The 23,403-nt window shown below is 66.4% G+C and carries 22 protein-coding genes, 1 tRNA gene and 2 pseudogenes; 15 read left to right on the top strand and 10 right to left on the bottom strand.

Annotation, left to right across the window (positions count from 1 at the left end):
* Window positions 1–29 precede the first annotated feature (29 nt).
* Complete coding sequence (gene pgm / locus RVF83_RS23465; protein ID WP_005198467.1) at window positions 30–1,673, top strand: phosphoglucomutase (alpha-D-glucose-1,6-bisphosphate-dependent); 1,644 nt, start codon at window positions 30–32, stop codon at window positions 1,671–1,673.
* Here pgm and RVF83_RS23460 read toward each other — a convergent pair whose 3' ends face one another.
* The gene (locus tag RVF83_RS23460; RefSeq protein ID WP_005198468.1) at window positions 1,674–2,372 is read right to left on the bottom strand and encodes a VIT1/CCC1 transporter family protein; all 699 of its coding nucleotides are present in this window, start codon (window positions 2,370–2,372) and stop codon (window positions 1,674–1,676) included.
* Between the two features lie 182 nt (window positions 2,373–2,554).
* Between RVF83_RS23460 and RVF83_RS23455 the strand changes: the two genes are divergently transcribed.
* The 7 genes from RVF83_RS23455 to RVF83_RS23425 all read left to right on the top strand — a co-directional run bounded on the left by RVF83_RS23455 (window position 2,555) and on the right by RVF83_RS23425 (window position 8,368).
* Window positions 2,555–3,304, top strand: coding sequence for a DsbA family protein (locus tag RVF83_RS23455; protein WP_005198469.1), 750 nt, complete (start codon window positions 2,555–2,557; stop codon window positions 3,302–3,304).
* A gap of 109 nt (window positions 3,305–3,413) precedes the next feature.
* A tRNA-Ala gene (locus tag RVF83_RS23450) sits at window positions 3,414–3,486 on the top strand.
* A gap of 538 nt (window positions 3,487–4,024) precedes the next feature.
* Window positions 4,025–5,188 carry an ABC transporter substrate-binding protein gene (locus RVF83_RS23445; protein WP_005198470.1) on the top strand — a complete coding sequence of 388 codons (1,164 nt, stop codon included), beginning with the start codon at window positions 4,025–4,027 and terminating at the stop codon, window positions 5,186–5,188.
* Complete coding sequence (locus RVF83_RS23440; protein WP_005198472.1) at window positions 5,169–6,233, top strand: FecCD family ABC transporter permease; 1,065 nt, start codon at window positions 5,169–5,171, stop codon at window positions 6,231–6,233. Before RVF83_RS23445 ends, RVF83_RS23440 begins: the two co-directional genes overlap by 20 nt.
* Window positions 6,226–7,029 (top strand): ABC transporter ATP-binding protein, encoded by an 804-nt coding sequence (locus RVF83_RS23435; RefSeq protein ID WP_005198474.1) that lies wholly within the window; start codon window positions 6,226–6,228, stop codon window positions 7,027–7,029. Before RVF83_RS23440 ends, RVF83_RS23435 begins: the two co-directional genes overlap by 8 nt.
* Window positions 7,026–7,661, top strand: coding sequence for a hypothetical protein (locus RVF83_RS23430; protein WP_005198476.1), 636 nt, complete (start codon window positions 7,026–7,028; stop codon window positions 7,659–7,661). The genes RVF83_RS23435 and RVF83_RS23430 overlap by 4 nt, the downstream gene beginning before the upstream one ends.
* Window positions 7,658–8,368, top strand: coding sequence for a hypothetical protein (locus RVF83_RS23425; RefSeq protein WP_005198478.1), 711 nt, complete (start codon window positions 7,658–7,660; stop codon window positions 8,366–8,368). Before RVF83_RS23430 ends, RVF83_RS23425 begins: the two co-directional genes overlap by 4 nt.
* Window positions 8,369–8,500: 132 nt before the next feature.
* Here RVF83_RS23425 and RVF83_RS23420 read toward each other — a convergent pair whose 3' ends face one another.
* Window positions 8,501–9,559, bottom strand: a complete 1,059-nt coding sequence (locus RVF83_RS23420) for an N-acetylmuramoyl-L-alanine amidase (RefSeq protein ID WP_005198479.1) — start codon at window positions 9,557–9,559, stop codon at window positions 8,501–8,503.
* Between the two features lie 154 nt (window positions 9,560–9,713).
* On the opposite strand from RVF83_RS23420, the gene RVF83_RS23415 reads away from it, so the two are divergent.
* Window positions 9,714–10,127: an NUDIX hydrolase gene (locus tag RVF83_RS23415; protein ID WP_083877530.1), complete on the top strand. Its 414-nt coding sequence runs from the start codon at window positions 9,714–9,716 to the stop codon at window positions 10,125–10,127.
* Window positions 10,128–10,194: 67 nt separating this feature from the next.
* Here the strand turns inward: RVF83_RS23415 and RVF83_RS23410 are convergent, their stop codons facing one another.
* Window positions 10,195–10,809 carry a TetR/AcrR family transcriptional regulator gene (locus tag RVF83_RS23410; RefSeq protein ID WP_005198488.1) on the bottom strand — a complete coding sequence of 205 codons (615 nt, stop codon included), beginning with the start codon at window positions 10,807–10,809 and terminating at the stop codon, window positions 10,195–10,197.
* Between the two features lie 220 nt (window positions 10,810–11,029).
* Here RVF83_RS23410 and RVF83_RS23405 point away from each other — a divergent pair.
* A pseudogene (locus tag RVF83_RS23405) lies at window positions 11,030–12,844 on the top strand (multicopper oxidase family protein).
* Between the two features lie 70 nt (window positions 12,845–12,914).
* On the opposite strand, the gene RVF83_RS23400 reads toward RVF83_RS23405, so the two are convergent.
* The 6 genes and pseudogenes from RVF83_RS23400 to RVF83_RS23375 all read right to left on the bottom strand — a co-directional run bounded on the left by RVF83_RS23400 (window position 12,915) and on the right by RVF83_RS23375 (window position 17,330).
* The gene (locus tag RVF83_RS23400) at window positions 12,915–13,148 is read right to left on the bottom strand and encodes a hypothetical protein (protein WP_005198493.1); all 234 of its coding nucleotides are present in this window, start codon (window positions 13,146–13,148) and stop codon (window positions 12,915–12,917) included.
* Window positions 13,149–13,216: 68 nt separating this feature from the next.
* On the bottom strand, window positions 13,217–13,693 hold the full coding sequence (locus tag RVF83_RS23395; protein WP_005198495.1) for a hypothetical protein: 477 nt from the start codon (window positions 13,691–13,693) through the stop codon (window positions 13,217–13,219).
* A 15-nt stretch (window positions 13,694–13,708) separates the two neighbouring features.
* Window positions 13,709–14,908, bottom strand: a complete 1,200-nt coding sequence (locus RVF83_RS23390) for an NAD(P)/FAD-dependent oxidoreductase (protein ID WP_005198496.1) — start codon at window positions 14,906–14,908, stop codon at window positions 13,709–13,711.
* A 51-nt stretch (window positions 14,909–14,959) separates the two neighbouring features.
* Window positions 14,960–15,700 carry a pyrimidine reductase family protein gene (locus RVF83_RS23385; RefSeq protein WP_005198499.1) on the bottom strand — a complete coding sequence of 247 codons (741 nt, stop codon included), beginning with the start codon at window positions 15,698–15,700 and terminating at the stop codon, window positions 14,960–14,962.
* Window positions 15,697–16,204, bottom strand: a pseudogene (locus RVF83_RS23380) (flavin reductase family protein). The gene RVF83_RS23385 and the pseudogene RVF83_RS23380 overlap by 4 nt, the downstream one beginning before the upstream one ends.
* A gap of 160 nt (window positions 16,205–16,364) precedes the next feature.
* Window positions 16,365–17,330 (bottom strand): hypothetical protein, encoded by a 966-nt coding sequence (locus tag RVF83_RS23375; RefSeq protein WP_039880413.1) that lies wholly within the window; start codon window positions 17,328–17,330, stop codon window positions 16,365–16,367.
* A 389-nt stretch (window positions 17,331–17,719) separates the two neighbouring features.
* On the opposite strand from RVF83_RS23375, the gene aqpZ reads away from it, so the two are divergent.
* The 4 genes from aqpZ (at window position 17,720) to RVF83_RS23355 (ending at window position 21,154) form a co-directional block, all read left to right on the top strand.
* Window positions 17,720–18,520, top strand: a complete 801-nt coding sequence (gene aqpZ, locus RVF83_RS23370; RefSeq protein WP_005198505.1) for an aquaporin Z — start codon at window positions 17,720–17,722, stop codon at window positions 18,518–18,520.
* Between the two features lie 41 nt (window positions 18,521–18,561).
* Window positions 18,562–20,217 carry an ABC-F family ATP-binding cassette domain-containing protein gene (locus tag RVF83_RS23365; protein ID WP_005198506.1) on the top strand — a complete coding sequence of 552 codons (1,656 nt, stop codon included), beginning with the start codon at window positions 18,562–18,564 and terminating at the stop codon, window positions 20,215–20,217.
* Between the two features lie 73 nt (window positions 20,218–20,290).
* Entirely contained in the window at window positions 20,291–20,665 is a 375-nt protein-coding gene (locus RVF83_RS23360; protein ID WP_005198507.1) for an ArsR/SmtB family transcription factor, read from the top strand.
* Between the two features lie 3 nt (window positions 20,666–20,668).
* On the top strand, window positions 20,669–21,154 hold the full coding sequence (locus RVF83_RS23355; RefSeq protein WP_005198508.1) for an SRPBCC family protein: 486 nt from the start codon (window positions 20,669–20,671) through the stop codon (window positions 21,152–21,154).
* Window positions 21,155–21,177: 23 nt separating this feature from the next.
* Here RVF83_RS23355 and ygiD read toward each other — a convergent pair whose 3' ends face one another.
* Window positions 21,178–22,038: a 4,5-DOPA dioxygenase extradiol gene (gene ygiD / locus RVF83_RS23350; RefSeq protein WP_005198510.1), complete on the bottom strand. Its 861-nt coding sequence runs from the start codon at window positions 22,036–22,038 to the stop codon at window positions 21,178–21,180.
* A gap of 113 nt (window positions 22,039–22,151) precedes the next feature.
* On the opposite strand from ygiD, the gene RVF83_RS23345 reads away from it, so the two are divergent.
* The gene (locus RVF83_RS23345; protein WP_039880414.1) at window positions 22,152–23,384 is read left to right on the top strand and encodes a serine hydrolase domain-containing protein; all 1,233 of its coding nucleotides are present in this window, start codon (window positions 22,152–22,154) and stop codon (window positions 23,382–23,384) included.
* The last annotated feature ends 19 nt before the right edge of the window (window positions 23,385–23,403 follow it).

Below are 23,403 nucleotides of genomic sequence, written 5' to 3'. Positions count from 1 at the left end.
ATTCCGATCTTGATGGCAGAATCGCGGATATGGCACATTCCCGCGCTGGAACATTGGCCCTGCCCGAAGACCTCGTCGACGTGGAGGCACTCGAGCGTGCCTATTACGACAACGTCCCCGATCCGTCGGACCCGTTGCAGCAGGTCGTGTTCGGGACCTCCGGCCATCGGGGCTCGAGTTTCGACACCGCATTCAACGAAGCGCATATTCTCGCGACGACCCAGGCCATCGTCGAATACCGGCGCAGTGCGGGAATCACAGGTCCGCTGTTCATCGGTTTCGATACGCACGCTTTGTCGATTCCGGCGTGGCGGACCGCGCTGGAGGTTCTCGCCGCCAACGAGGTGGCGGTGTTGACCGCCGAGGACGACTCGTATACCCCCACCCCCGCGGTCAGTCGGGCGATCCTGACGTTCAACAAGGAGAACCCCGGCGTACTCTCCGACGGCATCGTGGTGACGCCGTCGCACAACCCGCCTCGCGACGGCGGGTTCAAGTACAACCCGCCGACCGGTGGTCCGGCCGACACCACGGTCACCTCGGTCATCGCCGCCCGCGCCAACGACCTGCTCGCGGCGAAGCTCGACGGCGTGAAGCGGATCCCGTTCGAGCGGGCCCGATCCAGTGAGTTCGTCCAGGATTACTCGTTCCTACAGGGCTACATCGAGGGCCTCGGCGGCGTCATCGACATGAAGGCAATCCATGACGCCGACATCCACATCGGTGCCGACCCGCTCGGTGGTGCGTCGGTCGGGTACTGGGCCCACCTCGGGCTGCGCTACAACCTCGAACACCTCACCGTCGTCAACCCCACCGTCGACCCGACGTTCTCCTTCATGACGCTCGACACCGACGGCAAGATCCGGATGGACTGCTCGTCGGCGAACGCGATGGCGTCGCTGATCTCCGCGCGCGACTCCTTCGACATCGCGACCGGCAACGACGCCGACTCCGACCGCCACGGGATCGTCACGCCCGACGCCGGCCTGATGAATCCGAACCACTACCTCGCGGTGGCCATCGACTACCTGTTCACGCATCGTCCGCAGTGGTCGGAGCAGGCGGCGGTCGGCAAGACGCTGGTTTCGTCGTCGCTGATCGACCGAGTGGTCACCGGAATCGGGCGGCCGCTGCTGGAGGTGCCCGTCGGTTTCAAGTGGTTCGTCGACGGTCTGCTCTCCGGACGCGTCGCCTTCGGTGGCGAGGAGAGCGCCGGGGCGTCGTTCCTCATGTTCGACGGCACGCCGTGGTCGACCGACAAGGACGGCATCATCATGGCGCTGCTCGCCTCGGAGATCCTGGCCGTCACCGGAAAGACACCGTCGCAGCGGTACGCCGAACTCGCCGAGCAGTACGGGGAGACCTCCTATACCCGTATCGACGCGCCCGCCTCGCGCGAGCAGAAGGCGGTGCTGTCGAAACTGTCGCCGGAGCAGGTGAAGGCCACCGAACTCGCCGGTGAACCGATCTCCGCGGTCATGACGACCGCACCCGGCAACGGGGCGGCGATCGGCGGTCTGAAGGTCACCACCGAGAACGCGTGGTTCGCCGCTCGGCCGTCCGGAACCGAGGACGTCTACAAGATCTACGCCGAATCCTTCAAGGGCCCTGAGCATCTCGCGCAGGTGCAGAAGGAGGCGCAGCAGGTCGTCGACACCGCTCTCGGGAGCTGATCAGCCGCCCGCGGGGACGCCGATCGCCAGGCCCACCAGATAGGTGGCGCCGGCGGCGATCGCGCCGAAGCACAGCTGGCGCAGCGCGCCCCGGGCGATCGGATGGCGGGTGACGTAGGCGGCGACGCCTCCGGCGATGAGCAGGCCGACGGCGCCGACCGACAGGCCGAGGATCAATGAGGAGAACCCGAGCAGGTAGGGGATCAGCGGGACGACGCCGCCGATGCCGAACATCACGAACGACGAGATCGCCGCCACCCACGGCGAGGGCTTGTCCGACGGGGCGACGCCGAGTTCCTGCGTGATGTGGACGTCGACCGCGCACTCAGGGTCCCGATGGATCTCGTGCGCCGCGGTGGTCGCGGTCTCCTCGGTCATACCCATCTCGGTGAACATCTCGACGAGTTCGTTGAGTTCCCCACGGGGATTCTTCGCGATCTCGGAGCGCTCGACATCCACCTCGGCGTCGAGTTGCTCGTTCTGCGTCGACACCGAGGTGAACTCGCCGAGGGCCATCGAGAACGCGCCCGCGATCAGCCCGGCGACACCCGACAGGACGATCGTGTGCGCACTGGCCCCCGCCCCTCCGACGCCGGCGACGAGGCTGATGTTGGTGACCAACCCGTCCATCGCGCCGAAGGTCGCCGCGCGCACCCGGCCGCCCGAGACGTCCGGGTGCTCATGGCTGATCGGGTTCATTTCCTCGTCGACATCGCTGTTGGTCACCCGGCGAGCGTAACGACGTATGGAACGAGCCGCCGGGCGCGACTTCCCCCGCCGGTCGAGCCGTGTCGAGATCATCGCGAAAGCGGCACGTAATCGGTGCTCTTCGGGTGTATCTACTCAGCCGATTATCAGTACGGCGCGGATATTGTCGTTACGTGAGCGAAAAGCGTAAGTCGGGAGCCTCCGTGCCCCGCGCCACCACATCGAAGTATCAGCCGAGCGCACCGTCGAGCACGATGACCTACGTTCTCGGCGGTATCGCGGTCCTGGTGATCGCGGGCCTGGTCATCGGCGGGATCTGGTGGAGCGGTCGTGACAAGGGAACCGCGGACCAGTCCGCACTCGCCGCCAGTTCGACGATGATCGTCGGACCCGAGAACGCGCCGCTGATCGATGTCTTCGAGGATCCCCTGTGCCCGGTGTGCAAGATGTTCGAGCAGCAGTCGGGACCTGCGATCACCGCCGCGGTCACCGAGGGCAAGCTGCGGGTGCGCTATCACACGCTCAACTTCCTGAACTCGCGGTCGGCGACCGGTGACTACAGCTCCCGGGCCGCGGGCGCGCTGACCTGTGTGGCGCAGGAGCAGAACACCGACCTGTTCCTCCGGTTCCACAGCGCACTGTTCGCCGCCCAGCCGGCCGAGGACGGCACCGGCAACATCACCAGCCCCGAACTGGCGCGCCTGGCGACCTCGCAGGGCGCGACGCCTGCGACCGCCAAGTGCATCACCGACAACGAGAAGGTCGCGCAGGCCGAAGCGAACGCCACCACGTCGAGCGACGAACTGAAGAAGGCCGCCGGCCAAGTCGGCACCCCGAGCGTCCTCCACGACGGCAAACCCGTCGAAGGACTGCTCGACGGCACCGGCTGGCTCGACGGAATCCTGTCCGGCAACAAGTCCTGATCCAAGGGGACCGGGCCCCGCAATGGGCCCGGTTCCTGCGGATTTGGTCGCCGTCGAGGCAGTGGTGTAACTTTCACAGTGCCCTTGAACAGGGCGAAACAAAAAATACGGGGCTATGGCGCAGCTGGTAGCGCACCACACTGGCAGTGTGGGGGTCAGGGGTTCGAGTCCCCTTAGCTCCACAATCGATAAACCCGCTCTGACTTCGGTCGGAGCGGGTTTCTTTATGTCCTGGGCGATCTCGGAGCGAGGCGATGTGTCCTAACTTTGTCCTACCACTGCCGAGATCGCTGCCGACGGCATGAAAGGCCAGCATGACTGGGTTCATGCCTCCCCGTTCCGTGCATCGACCCGAGTTCAAAGTCGGCGACCGCGTGCGGATCGCGCATTCACCTTGAAGTGCACTTCCCCAGAGCTCGCCCCGAAGACCGGCTCCAAAATCAGTTCGACTGAGTCGCCGTTCTTGATCGAGGGGATTCGGCGGACGTAGTTCCGCCCCTGCCCGTCGAGCTGTATGCCGATGGCCCAGATATCGACGTCAGTGCAGTCCTCACCGCTCCCCGTTTGTGAGGAGCCATAGATTCCCGCCCTGCCAGGGGAGGTGCCAACCGGTTCTCATGAAGCAGAGAGTAGGCAACCCCTCGCTCGCGTGCCGGGCGTCACGATCGGTCACCCGGTCATGGAACCATCGACGCCGCGGCTACGTCCAAATCAATCTCCATGACCTTGGCTGCCCGCCCCCGTCCGTCCACCCCTGCCGCGAACTTGTCGCGCCGCGACCTCATGCGTTCGATGGGGGTTGCCGCGCTTGCCCTGGGCGCCCTGGGTGTCACCGCGTGCTCGAGCCGCGAAGTCGTCTCCGAGACCGCCGGCACCGGCGCCGCGGGCGGTCCGATCACCGTCGTCGACCAGTATCAGAACACGGTCACCTTCGACACCCCGGTCGGCCGTATCGCGTCGACGATCATCCCGGTTCCGTCGATGATCATCGGTTCGGACCAGTCCACCGCCCGCAACGTCGGCGTCAACGAGGTCGCGATCTCGATGGCCTCCAAGGGCATGCTGGGCACGATGTTCCCGGCGTTCCTCGACACCCCGGTGGTCGCCGGCAACGACTTCGTGCCGAACGTCGAGCACATCTTGAGCCTCAACCCGGACGTCGTGATCCAGTGGGGCGACAAAGGCGACGACATCGTCGCGCCGCTGCGTAACGCCGGACTGAAGGTGCTGCTGCTCAAGTACGGCACCCAGGAGGATCTCGAGGCGTGGATCTCGATCTTCGGGGAATTACTCGGCAAGAAATCGGAGGCCGACGCGGTCCTCGCGACGATGGCCGCCGACCGCAAGACCGTCGAGAAGGCAGCCGCAGCCCATGCCTCGGCGGCTCCGCGCGTCATGTATATGTACAACGCGCCTGACCTCAAGGTCGGCGCCGACAACAGCTACATGGACTTCTGGATCAAGCTGGCCGGCGGCAAGAACGTTGCCTCGGGTGCGGGTAAGGGTTCGAGCTTCGGTGTCACCCGTGAGCAGATCCTGGGTTGGGATCCCGAGATCGTGATCCTCGGCAACTTCGAACCGACGACACCCGCCGACATCTACGCTGATCCCCGCTGGTCGTCGTTGTCGGCGGTGAAGAACAAGCGGGTCTACAAGGCCCCGCTCGGCGGTTTCTCCTGGGACCCGCCGTGCTACGAGTCCAACCTGATGTGGTTGTGGACCAACTCGGTCTTTTTCCCGGACGTCGACCACCAACTGCGCGGGCGCATCCGCGAGACCTACCGGACGCTGTACGCATACGACGTGACCGACGCCGACATCGATCGAATCCTGCACATGCAGGTCAACGCGGGCAGCGCGGACTATGACGACTTCCGCGCCTGAGCTCGTCGTCGAGCCCGAGAAGACACGTGCGTCGACGCGCATCGTGGTGCCGCTGGTCCTGACCATCGGCATCGTTGCGGTGGGCCTGATCTCGCTGTCGGTGGGTCGCTACACCGTTCCGGTCAACGAGGTCGCCCGCATCCTCGTCAACGAGGTGATCGCGTTGCCCCGCACCTGGACCGAGGCGGAGACCAACGTGGTTCTGGGCGTGCGACTTCCGCGCGTCCTGCTCGCCATGCTCGTCGGTGGTGGGCTGGCCCTGGGCGGCGCGGCACTACAGGCGGCGTTCCGCAATCCGCTGGTGAGCCCGCAGATCCTCGGGGTGTCCTCCGGGGCGTCGTTCGGCGGTGTCCTCGCGCTCATCTTCGGGCTCGGATCGGCTTTCCTCGTCGGTGGGGCGTTTCTGTTCGGGCTGGTCGCGCTCGGCATGGTGCTGCTGATCGGGCGCACCCGGGCGGGCGGGCCGATACTCACCATCGTGCTCGGCGGGGTGGTCACGAGCGCCTTCTTCTCGGCGCTGGTCTCGTTCATCACCTACGTCGCCGACCCGTACACGACGCTGCCGTCGATCGTGTTCTGGCTCATGGGTTCTCTGGCCACGGCCGACATGGGGAAGGTGCTGATCGCCGCCATCCCGATCCTCATCGGCACGACGGTGCTGATCGGGCTGCGCTGGCGGATCAACATCCTCTCGCTCGGCGACGACGACGCGACCGCGCTCGGACTGAACCCGGGACGGCTGCGCGCGGTGTTGCTGACGATGGTGGCGTTCATGACCGCCGGTGCCGTGGCGGTATCGGGGGTGATCGGCTGGGTCGGCCTGGTCGTCCCGCACATGGCCCGGCTGTGGGTCGGACCCGACCACCGGATCTCGATGCCCACGACGTTCGTCCTCGGCGCCGCATACCTGACGATCATCGATACCTTGTCGCGCACCATCAGCGCCGGCGAGATCCCGCTCGGTATCCTCACCGCGATCATCGGTGCCCCCGTCTTCGTTCTGCTCCTGAGCAACTCGCGCAGACAGGCGTTCATCGATGGCTGACCACAGCGCCCTCGAACTACGGAACGCCGGCTTCCATCACCCGCGCTGCGACTGGGTGTTCCGGAACGCCAACCTGCGCATCGACGGAGGCATCACCTCCATCCTCGGCCCCAACGGGCAGGGCAAGACCACGCTGCTGCGCTGTATCGCCGGCTTGACGCGGTTGTCCGAGGGCACCGTCACCCACGACGCCGCGATCGGCTATGTCCCGCAAGCGAGTGCGTCGAACTTCGCCTACTCGGCGTTCGACATGGTCCTGATGGGACGGGCCAAGAAGGTGTCGGCGTTCGCCACCCCCAGCCGTGCCGACGCCGCACGCACCCGCGAGATCCTCGAGCGGGTCGGGATCGCCGAACTGGCGACGCGCAGCTTCGCGGAACTGTCCGGCGGCCGGCGCCAGCTCGTGCTGATCGCACGAGCGCTGGTGTCCGACTGCAACTTCCTGATCCTCGACGAACCGGTCTCGGCCCTGGACCTACGGAACCAGGCCCGCGTGCTCGAGCTGCTGCGGAATCTGGCGACCGAGGGGATGGGCATCCTGCTCACCACCCATCACCCCGATCACGTCCTACACCTCGGCGGGCGCGCCGTGGTGATGCGTTCGGTCGACGACATCCGCGTAGGGGCCGTTCCGGAACTCGTCACCGACGATGTGCTCAGCGAGCTGTACGGAATCGACGTGGTGAGTACGACCGTCGACGACCGCGGCGGCCCCCGCACCGTTCTCTACACCCGATATGACACGTTCGCGGATACAGCCCCCGCGGCGCCCTCCCTACAGAAAGTATCTCGATGAGTACCGAACCGACTGCGCCGCAGTCACTTCCACCTGTTCTGCATCTGACCATGGGATCGAACGCCGGCATGTCCGGCGTCACCGACGTCTCGGCTGAGGTCACGCCCGTCGACCTGTACTCGCTCGACGAAGTGGATCTGACCACCGTCCGCGGGGTGCTGATCAACGGCAACTGCGACCAGATCTTCCTCGAACGACGTCGCGACCTGCTCACCGAGTTCGTCACCGCCGGTGGCCGGGTCGCGATCATGGGGCATCCCCTGACCCGTTTCCTGCCCGGCCTCGGCAAGTGGCGCAAGCTGCAGTACTTCGGCCCCAAGGACCTCGCGATCGTCTCCGGCGACGCGCATCCCGTGTGGGAGGGAGCCGATCCGGTCGACGTCAGTTTCCGACGCGGGGTGTCCGGCTTCTATGCCCGTGGCTACAGTGACAAGCTGCCGGAGGGGGCGGTGGTGGCAAACCGCATCGGCCGCAACGCACTTCCGGTCGACTACGTGTATCCGCTCGGCGCCGGCCAGGTGCTCGTCCACGGTGGCCTCGATGTTGGTGTCCACCAGGAGGACCCGAACACCTCCGCACGAATCTTTCCTCAGCTGCTCACGTGGCTCGCCCAGCAGGAGGCCCAGGTATGACCACGACCACCGATCCCGTCGCCGAACCCTTCGCCCGCACCGACCGCGCGCCGCGCTCGCGCCGGCGCCTGGCGTTCGTCCACGGCGGCTCGCACTTCCATCTGCAGACCCTGAAGGACCCGGCGGTCATCGTGCATCAGCCCGAGTTCGTCCCCCTCGGTGATCTCGCCGACGGTGATCTCGCCGACGGGGATCTCGACGCGTTCGACACCGTCGTGCTCGCCGACCGGCTTCATCCCGAACTCGTTCGCAAGCACACCGCGCAGCTCCTCGCGGTACCTCAGCGTGGCGGAACGCTCGTCGTGCTCGGTGAGAACGCCGCCCACACCTGGCTTCCGGGCGTCTCGTGGAGTCCTCGTCCGACCAACTTCTGGTGGTGGCTGGAGGGCTCGGACCCGTTGATCCGTACGCGTAACCCCGAGCACGAGGCGTGGGAGTACCTGTCCACCAAGTCCGTGATCTGGCATCACCACGGGTTGCTGCACACCGAGGCCGACGTCGTACCGCTCGTGGTCGCGGAGGAGCCCGACGAGACCGGTGCACGCGCCGACGCGGGCGCGATCCTCTACGAGGACACCGTCAGCACGCCGGGCCGGATCAGCGCCACCACCCTCGATCCCACGTACCACCACGGCAACAACTTCATGCCCGGTTCGACGCGGTTCCTGTACTCGCTCTTGAGGTGGCTGGACAACACCGGCAGCTGATCGTCGGGGAGTGTCTCGGTCGCCAGCACCGGCCATGACTCGTTCCGGTACTCACAAGGACACCGCGGCAACCGCGACGAGGATGAATGCCGCGACGATGATCGCCACCCTGAGGTATGGACGGTCTGGTGATCACACGGCGTCGCTGCGCCGACCCATCTCTTTGACCACCCCGGACGGGTCCCACTGCAGGCGCCCCTTCTGGAAGTCCTGTGCGAGTCCGCCGGTGCCGTTGTCGTATTCGTCGGATATCGGCCAGCCCAGGGGTCCGGTCTCGTGGCCTTCCGCCGCCCAGCGCCTGCCGATGACACCGCGCACCGGGAACCCGTCGTGCCCGTAACGGCGGTACAGGGTGCCGCCTTCGAATGCCTGGATGTCGCCGACGCCGGGCACGACGGTGTGGCGCAGCGTCGGGTAGCCGAGGAATCCGGTCTCGTAGCCGTACTGCGCGTAGGTCTCCATCAGGTGTGCCGGAACGGCCGTAGCCTCGCCGTTCCGCACATCGGGATGCCAGTAGATGGAACCGTTGGCGAACCGGGCGAACCGTCCGATGCCGTCCGCGGTCGAGAGCTCCCCATGTGTGAGCCGGGCGCCGATCCAGGCACGGGCAACGACGGCTTCGGCGTCGATCTCGTTCTCCACGGGTACCGGTGGGCCGCCGGCGATGAGGCGGGCGACCTCGGCCCGGAACGACACCATGTCGAAGTTCGGGTCGATCTTGCCCTCCGACGACCACTCCTTGTGACCGACGCAATCCGACGCGGGTCGGCCGATCCGACGTAGAATCGCCGCACAGCCACGCCGGTAGGCATCCATCTGCGCCGCCGGCCAGGCCTGACCCACGCCGTTGTTCACGCCCTCGATCCCGATGACATGCCAGTTCGCGTTGTCGGTCGGCCAGCCCGGATGGGAACCGGCCCCCGCATGCCACGCCACCCCGACGGCGATCACCCGGAACGTGCCGTCGCGCTCGAGGACGAGTTGCGCGAGAGGCCCCGGCAGGCCAGGCCTCCCGTTCTGCACGACCCGCCAGTCGTCAGGACCGCCGCCTGCGGTGTGGTGGCACATCACGCCGCGCAGGTCGCGGAAGTCCCCGTGCCCGCGGCCGCGCCAGCCGGCGTGTTCGATCACCTTCAGGCCCTCGGCACGCAACACGTCGGCCAGCCAGATCGGGTCACCGGTCCAAGCCACCGGGGTCACCTCCTCGACGCGACTCTCCGAAAGTCCACCGTTTCAATGATTTTCGCTGTTGATTCGAGCCTACGCCGACGTCTGGATCGGTCCGGGGACTCGGACGCGACCGCTGGTAGAGCCCCCGGTCGGGCGCGGGCTCTACAGTGGCTGGGTGGTCGAGTCGGCAGTCATCCGCGTGAGTGCGGTGGTCCTTCGGGATTCCACCGGCGCAGTCCTGACCGTGCGTAAGCGCGGCACCACCCGATTCATGTTCCCCGGGGGCAAGCCCGAACCCGGCGAGAGTGCGCTACACACCGCGATCCGGGAGTGCCGGGAGGAACTCCAGCTCGAACTCGATCCCTCTCAACTCCAGCCGCGCGGCGACTACCGGGCCGCGGCCGCCAACGAGGACGGATTCGACGTCGAGGCGGCGGTCTTCGTCTGCTCGACGCCGCTGGATCGGGATGCGGGCGCCTTGAGTCCCGCAGCCGAGATCGCCGAATTGCGCTGGCTGCCGCTCGACGGCTCGGTGTTGCCCTCGGATCTCGCGCCGCTGACCGAATGTGTACTTCCTGAACTGATGTGAGGATGCATTCGCGAACTAGCGCTTGTGATTTGAGGTAGCGAATTCTACTACAGGGTGAGTCGCAGCGTCAGGGGCTGTCCGACGCAGGCGGTTCCGGATCGGTAGAAGGTTGGGCCAGGGTCAAGGACAACAACCCGGGTATCGCGCGCTGTATGTCGTCCGGGGAGATGGTCGGTAGCCCTTCGTGTCCGTGGATGTAGCCGATCCCGGCGTACACCAGGACGTCGGACAACAGGCGGGCCTGACCCGGGTCCATCCCGAACTGACCCACGATGGCCTCGACCGCCTGGAAGATCTCCGCGTCGATGTTGCGCACCGTGTCGGCGATGTTGGCGTTGCTGCGCGCCCGGCTACGGATGGCGCGTTCCACCGTCAGATGATCCTTGCCGATCAGCATCGTCGACAAAGCGATCAGGCGGCCGTCGGGCGGCATCTCGGAGAGCTCGTCCACGTCGGTGATGCGTCGGCGGTTCTCCTCCTGCCAGCGCACGGCCATCGCTTCCCACAGGGCGTCGAGGTCTCTGAAGTGCCAGTAGAAGCTGCCCTTGGTGACTTCCAGCGTCGTGCACAAACGGGAGATCGTGACCCCGTGTTCACCTCCGTCTTCGGCGGTGAGCAGTGCGAATGCGGCGTCTACCCAGTCGGTGGCGCCCAGGCGTGAACTCCGACGGGACTCGGGCATCTTTCGGGCGGTCCTCTCCGGTCGGCGCGGACGATACGCGTGACCGAGTACACCACGACGACCCGGCATTCGAGGGTTGCACGGAGCTGTGTCCCGAGAACCATACCGGTGGTATGGTTCATCAGTTTCGAGTCGTCCGGGGTAGGGGGATCGCGTAGGGCAGAGGATCAATCGTCGGCAATTTCTGTGGGGGACAACCGCCGCCACCGCGGCGGCTGCGATGGCGGGCCGTTTCGGCACCCCGCCGGCAGCCGGGGATCCGCTGCCGGTCGCGAAGCTCCCGCCCATCAAGTGGCCGACCATCTTCCATTCACCGGAGATGGCTCCGTACGTCGACGACCTTCCCGTGCCGGGCACGATCACCTCGTCGCCGTCGAAGCCGATCGAGATCGTCGCCCGCACCACCAGTAACCGGTTCCATCGCGACCAGCCGAAGGTGCCGACGATGGCGTACAACGACGAGTCGTACCTGGGACCCACCATCGAGGCGCATGTCGGCGAGCAGACCACCGTGCATTATCGCAGCGAGCTCGGCAAGCATATCTTCGCGGCGGATCTGGACACGTCGCTGCATGGCGTCTCCGAGCGGTACCGCGACGAGCCGGTCACCTCGATGCATCTCCACGGCGGGGTCACCCCACCGCAATTCGACGGCAACCCCGAACGGCTGATGCTGCCGCATCACGGCACGGCGCTGTTCGAGTTCCCCAATCGTTAAGAGGCCGGCCACCTCTGGTATCACGACCACGCGATGGCGATCACGCGTGCCAACGTCTACGCCGGACTCGCCGGGATGTACTTCCTGCGCGACGACCACGACACGGGTACGCCCCAGAACCCGCTGGGTCTTCCCGCCGGTGAGTACGAGATCCCACTCATCCTGCAGGAGAAGATCTTCCGCGCCGACGGGCATCAGTCACTACGCTCTACGCCCGTGGTCCCCCAGGGGATGTGGGAGGGAGGAGCGGTCGGCGACCGCGGCCTGGTCAACGGCAAGGTTTGGCCGACGACGACGGTGGCCCGCGGGCTGTACCGTTTCCGGCTGATCAACGCGGCGTCGTTCTCGGTGTGGAATCTCTTCTTCTCCAACCGCATGCGCTTCTGGGTCATCGGCAACGAAGGCGGCCTGCTCAACGCGCCGGTCCCCACCCGATCGTTCCAGGCGGCGCCCGGCGAGCGCTTCGATCTACTCGTCGATTTCAGCTCATTGGCGCCCGGGGAGACAGTGGATCTGTGCAATGATCTGGTACCGCCGTTCCAGGCGGCGATGCTCGGCGAGGTGGCGATGACGCGGTTCTGCCGTTTCATCGCCGGCGCAGCACGCGGCGACCGCCGGGGCGTCCCGACGACGCTTCGGGGCGGTCGAGGACGCCCCGCCCGAATCCCGCCGATCGCCACCCCGCAGCGCATCCGGAAGGTCAGCGTCTCCCAGCCCTACGAACTGCGTGTCCCACCGGCCATCATGTCGTTGAACAACCTGCGCTACTCCGACCCCCAGATAGAGAAACCGCGGGCGGGCACCACCGAACGCTGGGACATCATCAACATCACCCCGGACCCGCATCCGGTCCACCTGCACCTGGTCATGTTCCGCATCCTCGGACGACGGCCCCTGCGCACCGTCGAGTACCAGGCGGCGAACCCGCAGCCGCCGATCGGTACCCGCTGGGCGCCGGATCCGAGCCGCTTCTACGCCGGACCGATGCGGGGGCCGGCCGCCTGGGAAGCGGGTTGGAAGGACACTGTGCACGCCACCGGCGGGCACGTGACCTCGATCGTCGTGCGCTTTCCGACGGCCGATGAACTGGGGTTCGACCCCGACGCGATCTTCTCCTCCGATCCGACGAAGTCCTGGACGCGCGCGTCATTCGGCGAGGCGGCGGCCCGGCCGGCACCGGCGTCGCCCCACAATCACGCCGGTGCCAGACCCGTGCACGGCATGGTCACCAAGGATCTCCAGGGGTACGTCTGGCACTGTCACATCCTCGACCACGAGGATCACGACATGATGCTGCGATACCGGGTGGTGCCCTGATCGGAGACGGCCTCGCGCGGAGGCGCCGTCGAGTGTTCCGCGGAACGCTCGACGGCCGCTCCCGGTGGCTTCATCCCCGGCGCTTGCGGCCCCACAGCAGGTAGATCGCCGGCGCGATCCCGGCGGTCGAACCGAACGACAGGCCGATCATCCAGGCACGCTTAGGGCCGTTGATCTCCTCGGGGCGGCGTCCGGCCAGGTCCCGCAGGGCCCACACGCGGGTTCCGGCATCGACTGCAGCAACGGCCACGATGGCGACCTTCGCGGTGGGGGACAGCTCTTTCCAGCTCTTCTTCTTGCTCATGGTCGAGAGCCTAGCGGAGCCAGCCGCTGTCCTTGCGAGAGTGCTTCGGGCGAAAGCGTTGTGACAGTTCAGGGTCCGTCGACCCAGAACTGGCCGCCGCACATGATCGCCCTTCCGGAAGGATCCTGGGCGACCTTGTCGACCGCAGGGTCGCAGGGCTCGCCGAGGTTGTGCACCGATCCGTCGTTCTCTGCGTGGCGAGCCCATCGGTAACCGCCGGACGCGCCCATGTAGACGCACACCAGACTCGTTCCATCGTCGGCGGTCCCGAAGGAACGCGCCTCCGACTCGAAACATAAGCCGCCCTCCGTCGGAGTCGACCCGGTCTGGGTCGGTGGGGCAATGACCGGGGGCGGCGGTGTCGGACGTGGCGGCCGCTGTTCGGTCGGGGTGTTGCTGACCGTCACCGTGACCGGAGCGGTCGCCGCGCGGTCATCTCCGTTCTTCGTCGCGGCGTAGACGCTGAGCCCGACGAGTACGGTTACGAGGATCACGGCGACCGCCGCGAGGGTCCACACGATGGATCTGGTGCGGTCCGGTTTCATGGCGCAGACGTTAGCTCAGACTCGTCCTCGCAGAATCAGATTCCAGTACAGACGGGGAAGCACGTAACGGTCGAAGGCCCACGCGCTGCGACGTGGCTTCAGGGGATCGACGAAGGACGGCAGCGACGAGGCCACGTTTCCGTCCCGGTCGAATTCTGCCGCGATGAGGCGATGCGATGCGGTCGTGATCGGGGCGACGGTGTACCCGTCGTAATCGCGCAGGGTCCCGCCGTCACGTGCGGCGAGAACGTTGTCGGTCAGGATCTCGACCTGCCGACGGAGTCCGCCTCCGGACGGATCGGTGGCGATGGCGGCACCGTCGCCGATCGCCCAGACCTCGGGATGGGTGCGATGACGGAGAGTGTGCGGATCAATGTCGACGAGTCCGCGCTCCTGGTCCCCGGCGAGTCCCGACTCCTCGATCATCGACGGGCCGCGGAAGGGCGGCACCACATGCAGCATGTCGAACTCCAGCTCCTCGGTGCGGTGAGCCGACGTCGCAGTGACCCGCCTGCCGCCGGGATGCAACTGCACCCCGGTACCCAGGAGGACACGGATTCCGAGCTCGTCGAGACGGGCGAACAGGCGGGCGTCGAGGTTGTCGACGCCGAGCAGAACCGGGCGGTCTACGACCAGGGTGATGTCGAGCGTCGGGAGGATTCCGGTACGTTCCCAGTGCGCGGCGGCGAGGAACAGCGGCTTGAGGGTGGTGCCGGTGCAGCTGACCGGGGATCGCGGCACCGTGAACACCGCTCGACCACCGCGCGGCATCGATGTCACCAGCTCCCAGGTCTTCGCCGCTCGATCGAGGTAGTTGCTGGTCACCGACGGGTCGTCGATCGTCTCACCGATGGCGGGCATCGCGTCCGAGTCGGGTACGAGACCGACCCCCAGGACCAGATCTCGGTACTCCACGACGATTCCCGACGCACACCGGAGCGTCCGTCGGACGGCATCGATCGACGTCACCGAATCCCGCAGCCAGGTCGCAGATTCCGGGGTCACCGATCGCTGGGTGCGCTCGGCGTCGCGGAGAGTTGCCTGTCCGCCACCGACATAGGACAGCAACGGCCGGTAGGTGTGTACGGCTTGGGGCTCGATGATCGCGACGTCAGAGACGCCGCGCCGGATCAGGCGTGCTGCGGCACTGATGCCGGCGTTGCCGCCGCCTACGACGACGACGTCGAACCGGCGGGTCTCGCTGGATGTGGTCATGGCCGCGGGTACCCGGTGGAACCGCCGGGAAACTGCACGGGTCCGTCGAAGTCACCGCACGTAGCGAAGGAAGACGTCGTCGCCGTGCGGGACGGCGTGCTTGAGCCGGAATCGACGAGGGGCGTCGAGCGGGCTGCGCACAGCGGCGGCGGGGTCGGTCACCGGGTTGCCTTCGGCGGTCACCTGGGGTGCCATCGTCACGCAGAACTCGTCGACCAGGTCGGCTTCGGACAGCTTGTCGAGCAGGCTCGGGCCACCTTCGCAATTGATGCGTCGCAAGCCTCGGGCGCGTAGTTCGGCGATCGCGGCGGTCAGATCGATGCCGTCGTCACCGAGCGCGATGATCTCCGCTCGACCCCGCACCGCGGAGGTGTCGGCCTGTGCCGAGGTGATGACGATCGGACGATGCTCGGGCGGAACGTCGAGCGACCGCTCGGGCAGTGTGCAGGTCAACGTGACGATTGCCAGGCGCGGGATGTCCGACGCCCCTGGCCACCGGTTGCGCGAGCGTAACTCGGTCAGTTCGTCGGACAGGGTAGGGGGACCGTACTTCTCGACGCGTGCGGTGGCGGCTCCGACTAACACGACATCGGACAACGCGCGGAGAGCGTGGAAGAGAGCGCGGTCGGCCGGCGAGGACAGCGGGCCGACACGGCCGCGGAAACTGACCGAGCCGTCGATGCTCATCACCATGTTGGTGCGGAGTCCCTCGGGGAAGTCGGCGTAGAGACGTTCGGCGAAGGACGGCGCGTCGAAGCCGGTGCCGTTCTGCACGTCGGTCTGGTCGCTCATGCGTCGTGTCCCGGCTCGATGTGGCGGGTGTCGGCGAAGCTGACCCACGAATCCCGCTCGGGATCGTCGACGAGTATCGCGCCATCGACCGGTTCGACGATGTGCGCCGTGTGGTCGCCGACATCGATGCGGTCGAGAATGCGTGCGGCAAACCACATCTCCGAGTCCTCGAGGATCGGCAACCCGTGCGGTCCCGCCGACCATCGGCAGCGCGCGAACTTGTCGATCTCGTCGCCGGTCTGTCCTCCGAACAGTTCCGCGAGTTCCCGGTGATCGCTCGGTATCAGGTGCACCGCGAGATACTCGGCGGCCGTCGCGACACCGTGCGTGTGATTGGCCTGGGAGATCCCGATCAGGAAGCGTCGTGGGTCGATGCTCGTCTGGGGTGGCGAATCCCACGAGACATCCCGAGCGTCGACCTTCGGCGACGGTCGTGATCACGAACACCGGGTAGTCGATGACTTCGACCATCTTGTCGAAAGCGTCCGTGCCGGCCACATCCACCTCTTCCTCTCGCGGTACGCAATGCCGTGAGTTGGTACCCGGTCGGTAGAGGGCTCAACCCTGCGGATGCGGACGGCACAGCACAACCGCCACCTCCGCGGCCGAACCGCCGGGCCTCACCCGGCGTTCCCGCACGGAGGTGGCGGCTCTGAGCGTCGAGCTACGCGGCGTCGGCGATCTGCTGACGCTGCGCGGTGTACATCTCGGCGAGGTTGCTGGTCACCTCGGAGCTGACCGACGGTGCGCTGTCACTGAAGGTGTTGTGGGACACCGAGAACGAGACGCCGCGCTCCTCGCCGACGACCAGCGTGCCCACCATGTGGACCTCGATGTCGGAGATGGAGAACTGACCGGTCATCCGGACGGCCTTGTAGTCGCCGCTGATGGGCAGGGTCTGCTCGTCGAGTTTCATTGCCACGGGGATGGTCTCGCCGTCCTCTTCGAGGTTCAGGGTGAAGGTCTCGCAGGCGGAGAGGATGTCGTCGAAGTCGTCGTATCCGCCGTCGGCAGGCTTGGTCACGTCGGCGCTGTACTGGTCGAGGCCGAAGAACACCTCGCCGCCGTCGGCGGTCTCGGAGAGTTCGCGCTGCGCGAAGTCGGCGCTGGTGTCCGGGGTGTTCACCAGTTGCGCGCACTTCTCGTTGTCGACGGTGGTGCCGTCGTCGTCGGACTGCTCGGTCTCCAGCGTGAATTCGCCGGTGATGTCCGGGAACTCGGACTCCGGCAGCAGCAAGGCGACAGCCGACGCGGTCGGGATCTTCGGCTCGTCGGAGCTGTTGTCACCGCCGCCCAGCGTGAACGCGAGGACGACCGCCACCACGACGATCAGCACGAGCAGGAGGCCACCGCCGCCGATCAACCACCACTTCATGCCGCCACCCGATGACGCCGGAGGCGGGGGAGGCTGCTGACCGTACGGCTGCTGACCGTATGGCTGCTGTCCACCGGGCTGTTGAACATACGGTTGGCCGTAAGGCTGCTGACCACCGGGTTGCCCGCCGTACGACTGTTGCCCGTAACCCTGCTGCGGGTAGGGCTGCTGACCATACGGTTGCTGACCATGGGGCTGCTGCCCATCCTGCGGGCCGAGCCGAGTGGGCTGGTTGGGATCGTAGGGACTACCCACGGTGGGCTCCTTCTCTGAGGCGATTACGCGAGATTCGACCGGAGGTGGTCATCGACTACGGGAGAGTACCGCGCGCAAAGGCGTCTTTCGTCGATGTTCGACAAAGGTCGACCGGCAGCATTCGGTTGAATGTTCTCGCAGTTCAGAATGAGTGTTGGGGGTCGTGAAGATTGCGTTCCCCGCCCTTTTCCCGAACGTGCGGAATGCCGTTTTTCATGCGGTCGAATGAGCACCGAAGGACACGTGGGGGTCAATTCTGAGCATGAGATCCGTAAACGGGCAGACATTCCCCGGTGACTGCGGTCCACTCGGGACACGGTGGCGGGGACATACCGGCTCGGCGTCGCCGTGCCTGTGAACTTCGAGCCGGGCGAAGGAGACACGGTCTCATGACAGCAAGTACTCCACGCCGGTTGCTCGCCGAGTTGTTCGGCACCTTCTGGTTGGTCTTCGGCGGTTGCGGCAGCGCGATCTTCGCTGCCAAGTACGTCGCGAGCGCCGGCGATGACAGAGACACCCTCATCCAGCTGGGCATCGGATTGCTCGGTGTCGCGCTGGCGTTCGGATTGACGGTCGTCACGATGGCCTACGCCGTCGGGCATGTGTCGGGGGCGCACTTCAACCCGGCGATCACCCTCGGCGCGGTCGTCAGTGGTCGTCTACCGGTGAAAGACCTGCCGGGCTATTGGATTGCCCAGGTCGTCGGCGGCCTGCTCGCCGGTACCCTCCTGTACGTGATCGCCAGCGGCAAGCCCGGATTCGAGGCAACCGGCAACATGGCGGCCAACGGTTACGGCGACCATTCGCCGAACAACTACACCCTACTGGCGGTCCTGATCGCCGAGGTGGTCCTCACGGCGTTCTTCCTGCTGGTGGTCCTCGGCGCCACCGACGGCCGGGCTCCAGCGGGATTCGGCCCGCTGGCCATCGGTCTGACGCTGACGCTGATCCACCTCGTCTCGATCCCGATCAGCAACACCTCGGTCAACCCGGCACGTTCGACGGCGGTCGCGTTCTTCAACGGCAACGGAGCCCCCGGCCAACTGTGGTTGTTCTGGCTCGCGCCGCTGCTCGGCGGCCTCATCGGTGGCATCCTCTACCCCCTGATGTTCCAGGACGGAAAGTTCGCGCTCGGCAAGGCGCCTGACGAACCGGCCCCCGCACCGACGCCGGGGAAGACCAGGGGCTGACCGGGCACGGCCGGCGTCGCCGGTGGTGCGACCATTGACCGATGACCGCAACTCTCGTCGCCAAGGATGTCGCGGGCGGATACGCCCACCGCGTCCTGTTCGATCATCTCGACCTCACCGTCGCTCCGGGCGATGTGGTCGGGGTGGTCGGCGCGAACGGGGCGGGTAAGACGACGCTGCTGCGGGTCCTGGCCGGTGACCTCGCACCACTGGCGGGATCGGTGTCGCGGGCGCCGTCGGACGCCTTCGTCGGCTGGCTTCCGCAGGAGCATGAGCGGATTCCGGGTGAGACCGTCCGCGAATACGTGGGGCGGCGCACCGGTTGCACGGCTGCCACGCAGGCGATGGACGCTGCGGCCGCGGCACTCGCCGACGACTCGGCCCCGGACGATGCCGCCGACGTCTATGCCTCGGCGCTCGACCACTGGCTCACCACCGGCGCCGCCGATCTCGACGAGCGGCTCCCGGCGGTCCTCTCCGACCTCGGTCTGGACACCGACGTCATCGACCCCGACACCACGCCGATGACCGCGCTGTCCGGTGGACAGGCCGCGCGCGTCGGCCTCGCCGCACTGCTGTGCTCCCGATTCGACATCGTCATGCTCGACGAGCCGACCAATGATCTCGATCTCGACGGCATCGCCCGACTGGAGGAGGTCGTCGCCGGCCTGCGCGGCGGCGTCGTGCTCGTGAGCCATGATCGAGAGTTTCTGGCACGCAGCGTGACCCGGGTGCTGGAACTCGATCTCGCCCAGCACACCAACACGGTCTTCGGCGGCGGTTACGAGAGCTACCTCGAGGAACGCGAGGTGGCGCGCCGGCACAAGCGCGAGGAGTACGAAGAGTTCGCCGCGAAGAAAGCCGATCTCGTGGCACGGGCGCGTACCCAACGGGAGTGGTCGAGCCAGGGCGTGCGCAACGCGATGCGCAAGGCTCCCGACAACGACAAGATCCGACGCCGCGCCGCCACCGAATCGAGTGAGAAACAGGCGCAGAAGGTCCGGCAGATGGAGAGCCGGATCGCGCGCCTGGACGAGGTCGCCGAACCGCGCAAGGAATGGGTCCTCGAGTTCACCATCGGTTCGGCGCCGCGATCGAGCTCCGTGGTGTCGACGTTGAACAACGTCGTTGTGCGACAGGGGGATTTCGTGATGGGGCCGGTCTCGATCCAGGTGAACGCCGGGGAGCGCATCGGCATCACCGGCCCCAACGGCGCCGGTAAGTCGACGCTGCTCCGACTGCTCCTCGGCCACCTCCAACCCGACTCGGGGACAGCGCAACTCGGAGCCAACGTCGCGATCGGCGAGATCGACCAGGCGCGTGGGCAGTTCACCGGTACGACGCCGCTGGCCGAACGCTTCGCCCAACTCGTACCCGACTACACCATGGCCGACGTCCGGACGCTGCTGGCCAAGTTCGGTCTTCGCGCCGACCATGTCGACCGGGCGGCAGGCGAGCTGTCGCCGGGGGAGCGCACCCGCGCCGGACTGGCGTTGCTGCAGGCCCGTGGCGTCAACGTCCTCGTGCTCGACGAGCCCACCAACCATCTGGACCTCCCGGCCATCGAGCAGTTGGAATCGGCGCTCGACTCCTATGACGGCGCGCTGCTCCTGGTCACCCACGACCGGCGGATGCTGGCCAACGTCCGCGTCGACCGGCACTGGCACGTCGAGGGTGGTCGCGTCACCGAGCAGTGACACGTTGCGCGGTGACGCACGACGACCACCGGCGAGGGGTTGACATACAACCGTTCGGTTGTATGTTGGAGGTGTGGCCGGAACCACTCGCACATCGCCAGACGAGGAAGACAGGGCCGACGCCCTGTTCCACGCGCTGTCCGATCGCACCCGCCGCGACATCTTGCGGCGCGTGCTCGCCGGTGAACACTCGGTCTCGGTACTCGCCGCGAAATACGACATGAGCTTCGCGGCAGTGCAGAAGCACGTCGCAGTACTGGAGAAGGCGGGTCTGCTGACCAAGCGTCGTCAGGGCCGCGAGCAACTTGCCAGTGGCGATGTCGCCGCGGTGCGTTCGGTGGCGTCGATGCTCACCGAGCTCGAACAGGTGTGGCGCGGTCGTATCGCGCGCATCGACGACCTACTCATGCTCGAAACACCATCACCTGCAACACCATCGGAGGAATGACCCATGCCCGTCATCGATGTGACCCCGGACCTCGACGCCCGCACGATCACCATCAACGCCGAATTCGCAGCCCCCGTCGAACGCGTCTGGCAGATCTACGCCGACCCGCGCCAGCTCGAGAAGATCTGGGGCCCGCCGACCTACCCGGCGACTGTCGTCGACCACGAGTTCAAGCCTGGTGGCAAGGTCACCTACTACATGACCGGCCCCGAAGGCGAGAAGTTCGGCGGCTACTGGGAGATCGAATCAGTCGACGAGCCACACGGTTTCACGTTCCTCGACGGTTTCGCCGACGCCGACCTCAACCCGATCACCGATATGCCCGTATCGCACAACTCCTACTCGTTCGTCGAGAAGGACGGCAAGACCGTCGCGACGTACATCGGCGCGTATGACTCCGCCGAAGCGCTGCAGAAGGTGCTCGACATGGGCGTCATCGAAGGCTCGACCGAGGCGATCAACCAGATCGACGAGTTCCTGGAGTCCTGAGACCTCGATACGGTCGGCGGGATTCAGATGTTGGAGTCCAGGGACGGGAACCCGTCGGGCAGTTCGGCGGCCGGTGCGTCGCCGAACGTTCCCGTGTTCACGTCCAGGCCGTGCGTGTAGGCGGCCATCGAGATCGAACCGGCCGCATGGCCGTCGACGAGCAGATCGAGCGGCGATTCCTGTGCGAGGCCGGCGATGTAGAGCAGCGGCAGATAGTGATCCGGTGTCGGCACCGAGTTGGCGAAGTCGGGATGCCCATCGAGTCGCAGTACGTCAGAGGGGTTGTCCTGCAATACTTCACGGGCAGCATCGTCGAACCGGTGGGCCCAGTCGTAACCGGTGTCGGCCTTGGCGAAGTCGATCGCGTGCAGGTTGTGCACGATGTTGCCGCTGCCGATGATGAGCACGCCCTGCTCGCGTAGTGGCGCGAGCTTGCGGCCCAGCTCGTAGTGGTGCTCGAAGTCCTTGAAGGCGTTGAGCGACAACTGTAGAACGGGGATCGAGGCGTCGGGGAACGTGTGCACGAGCACCGACCAGGTGCCGTGATCGATGCCCCAGCTGTCCAGGTCGTGACCACACCACGTGGGTTTGACGACGTCGGAAACCATCTCGGCGACCTCGGGGTCGCCGGGAGCGGGGTACTCGACGTCGAAGAGGTCCTGCGGGAACCCGTAGAAATCGTGGATGGTGCGCGGGCGGGGCATCGCCGTGACCGCCGTCGCGTTGGTGTACCAGTGCGCCGAGATCACCAGGATCGCCCGCGGCTTCGGAACCGCCTGCCCCAGCGCTCGCCACGCCTCGGTGTACCGGTTGCGCTCCAGCGCGTTCATCGGATTGCCGTGTCCGATGAACGCGGCCGGCATCGTCGGCTGGGCTGTGGTCATGGGGGCCGCCTCGTGTCGCGCTGGTCGGGTCACCGACGACGCTACGCCGCGATTGTGTGCCGAATCCGTCGGATCCGAACTCAGAGCGGTGGTCGATGTCAGACGCTGCCCGTATGGCGAAACGCTGGTCGGTGGTGGCGGCAATGGTGACGGTCCTCGTTCTCGGGGGGTGCGGGTCCGGCGGCTCGGGATCCCCGGAGTCGTCGGGTGCGTCGTCGAACCCGGAAACCGCCGCGAAAATCGAGCAGATCGTGCGGGACCTGAAGCTGTCGAAGCACCTCAAGTCGGTGATCGTCCGTGTGACGGACGACGGCGACGAGGTGATCACGAAGGCGTTCGGCGAATCCCAGACCGGTGTACCGGCCACCCCCGACATGCACTTCCGCAACGGCTCCGTCGCCATCGCCTACGTCGCCGCGGTGCTCCTGCAACTCGTCGACGAGGACAAGGTCTCCCTCGACGACACCATCGGCAGATGGGTGCCGCAGATCCCGCACGCCGACGAGGTGACTCTCGGTCAGCTGGCGACCATGACGTCCGGCTACCAGGACTACGTCCTCGGCAACGACGCCTTCGAGACGACCGAGCTCACCAACCCGTTCAAGGCGTGGACCACCGACGAGATGCTGTCCTACGCGGTGGACAAGCCCCTGCTGTACAAGCCCGGCACGAACTGGAACTACGCACACACCAACTACGTGATCCTCGGTCTCGCGCTGGAGAAGATCACCGGCAAGCCCGTCGAAGATCTGCTCAGCGAACGTATTTCGAAGCCACTGGGCCTCGACAACACCGTGTCGGACCTGACCGCGACGATCCCCGAACCCGCCCTGCACGCGTACTCCTCCGAACGTCGCGGCATCCTGAATCTGCCGCCGGACACGCCGTTCTACGAAGAGACGACGGGCTGGAACCCCTCGTGGAGCATCACCCACGGAGCCATCCAGACGTCGAACATCTACGACGTCGAGGCCACCGGCCGCAAGCTCTTCGCCGGTGAGACGCTGTCGAAGGAGTCCTACGAGACGATGACCTCGACACGACTCCGCGGCGTCGCGCGTCCGGTGCCCGGATGTGCGACGTGCATGGAGATGAACGAGCGCTACACCTACGGCATGGGCGTTGTCCTGACCGGAGATTGGATCGTGCAGAACCCGCTGTTCAACGGTTATGCCGCCGTGGTCGGCTACCTGCCCCAGGAGAAGGTGTCCATCGCGGTCGCGGTGACCTACGAACCGGAGGCGTTCGGACCAGACGGTTCCTACGACAACGGCGGCAACCCGATCTTCTCGCGGATCGCAGCGCTGATGGCGCCCGATCACGCACCACCGATTCCGCGAGACTAGAGCCGACGCGGCCCGGTGC

It is taken from the genome of Gordonia rubripertincta, from assembly GCF_038024875.1.
Lineage (GTDB): Bacteria > Actinomycetota > Actinomycetes > Mycobacteriales > Mycobacteriaceae > Gordonia > Gordonia rubripertincta.
The sequence above is the reverse complement of the archived record's forward strand: the minus strand, read 5'-3'. Positions and strand labels throughout refer to the sequence as shown.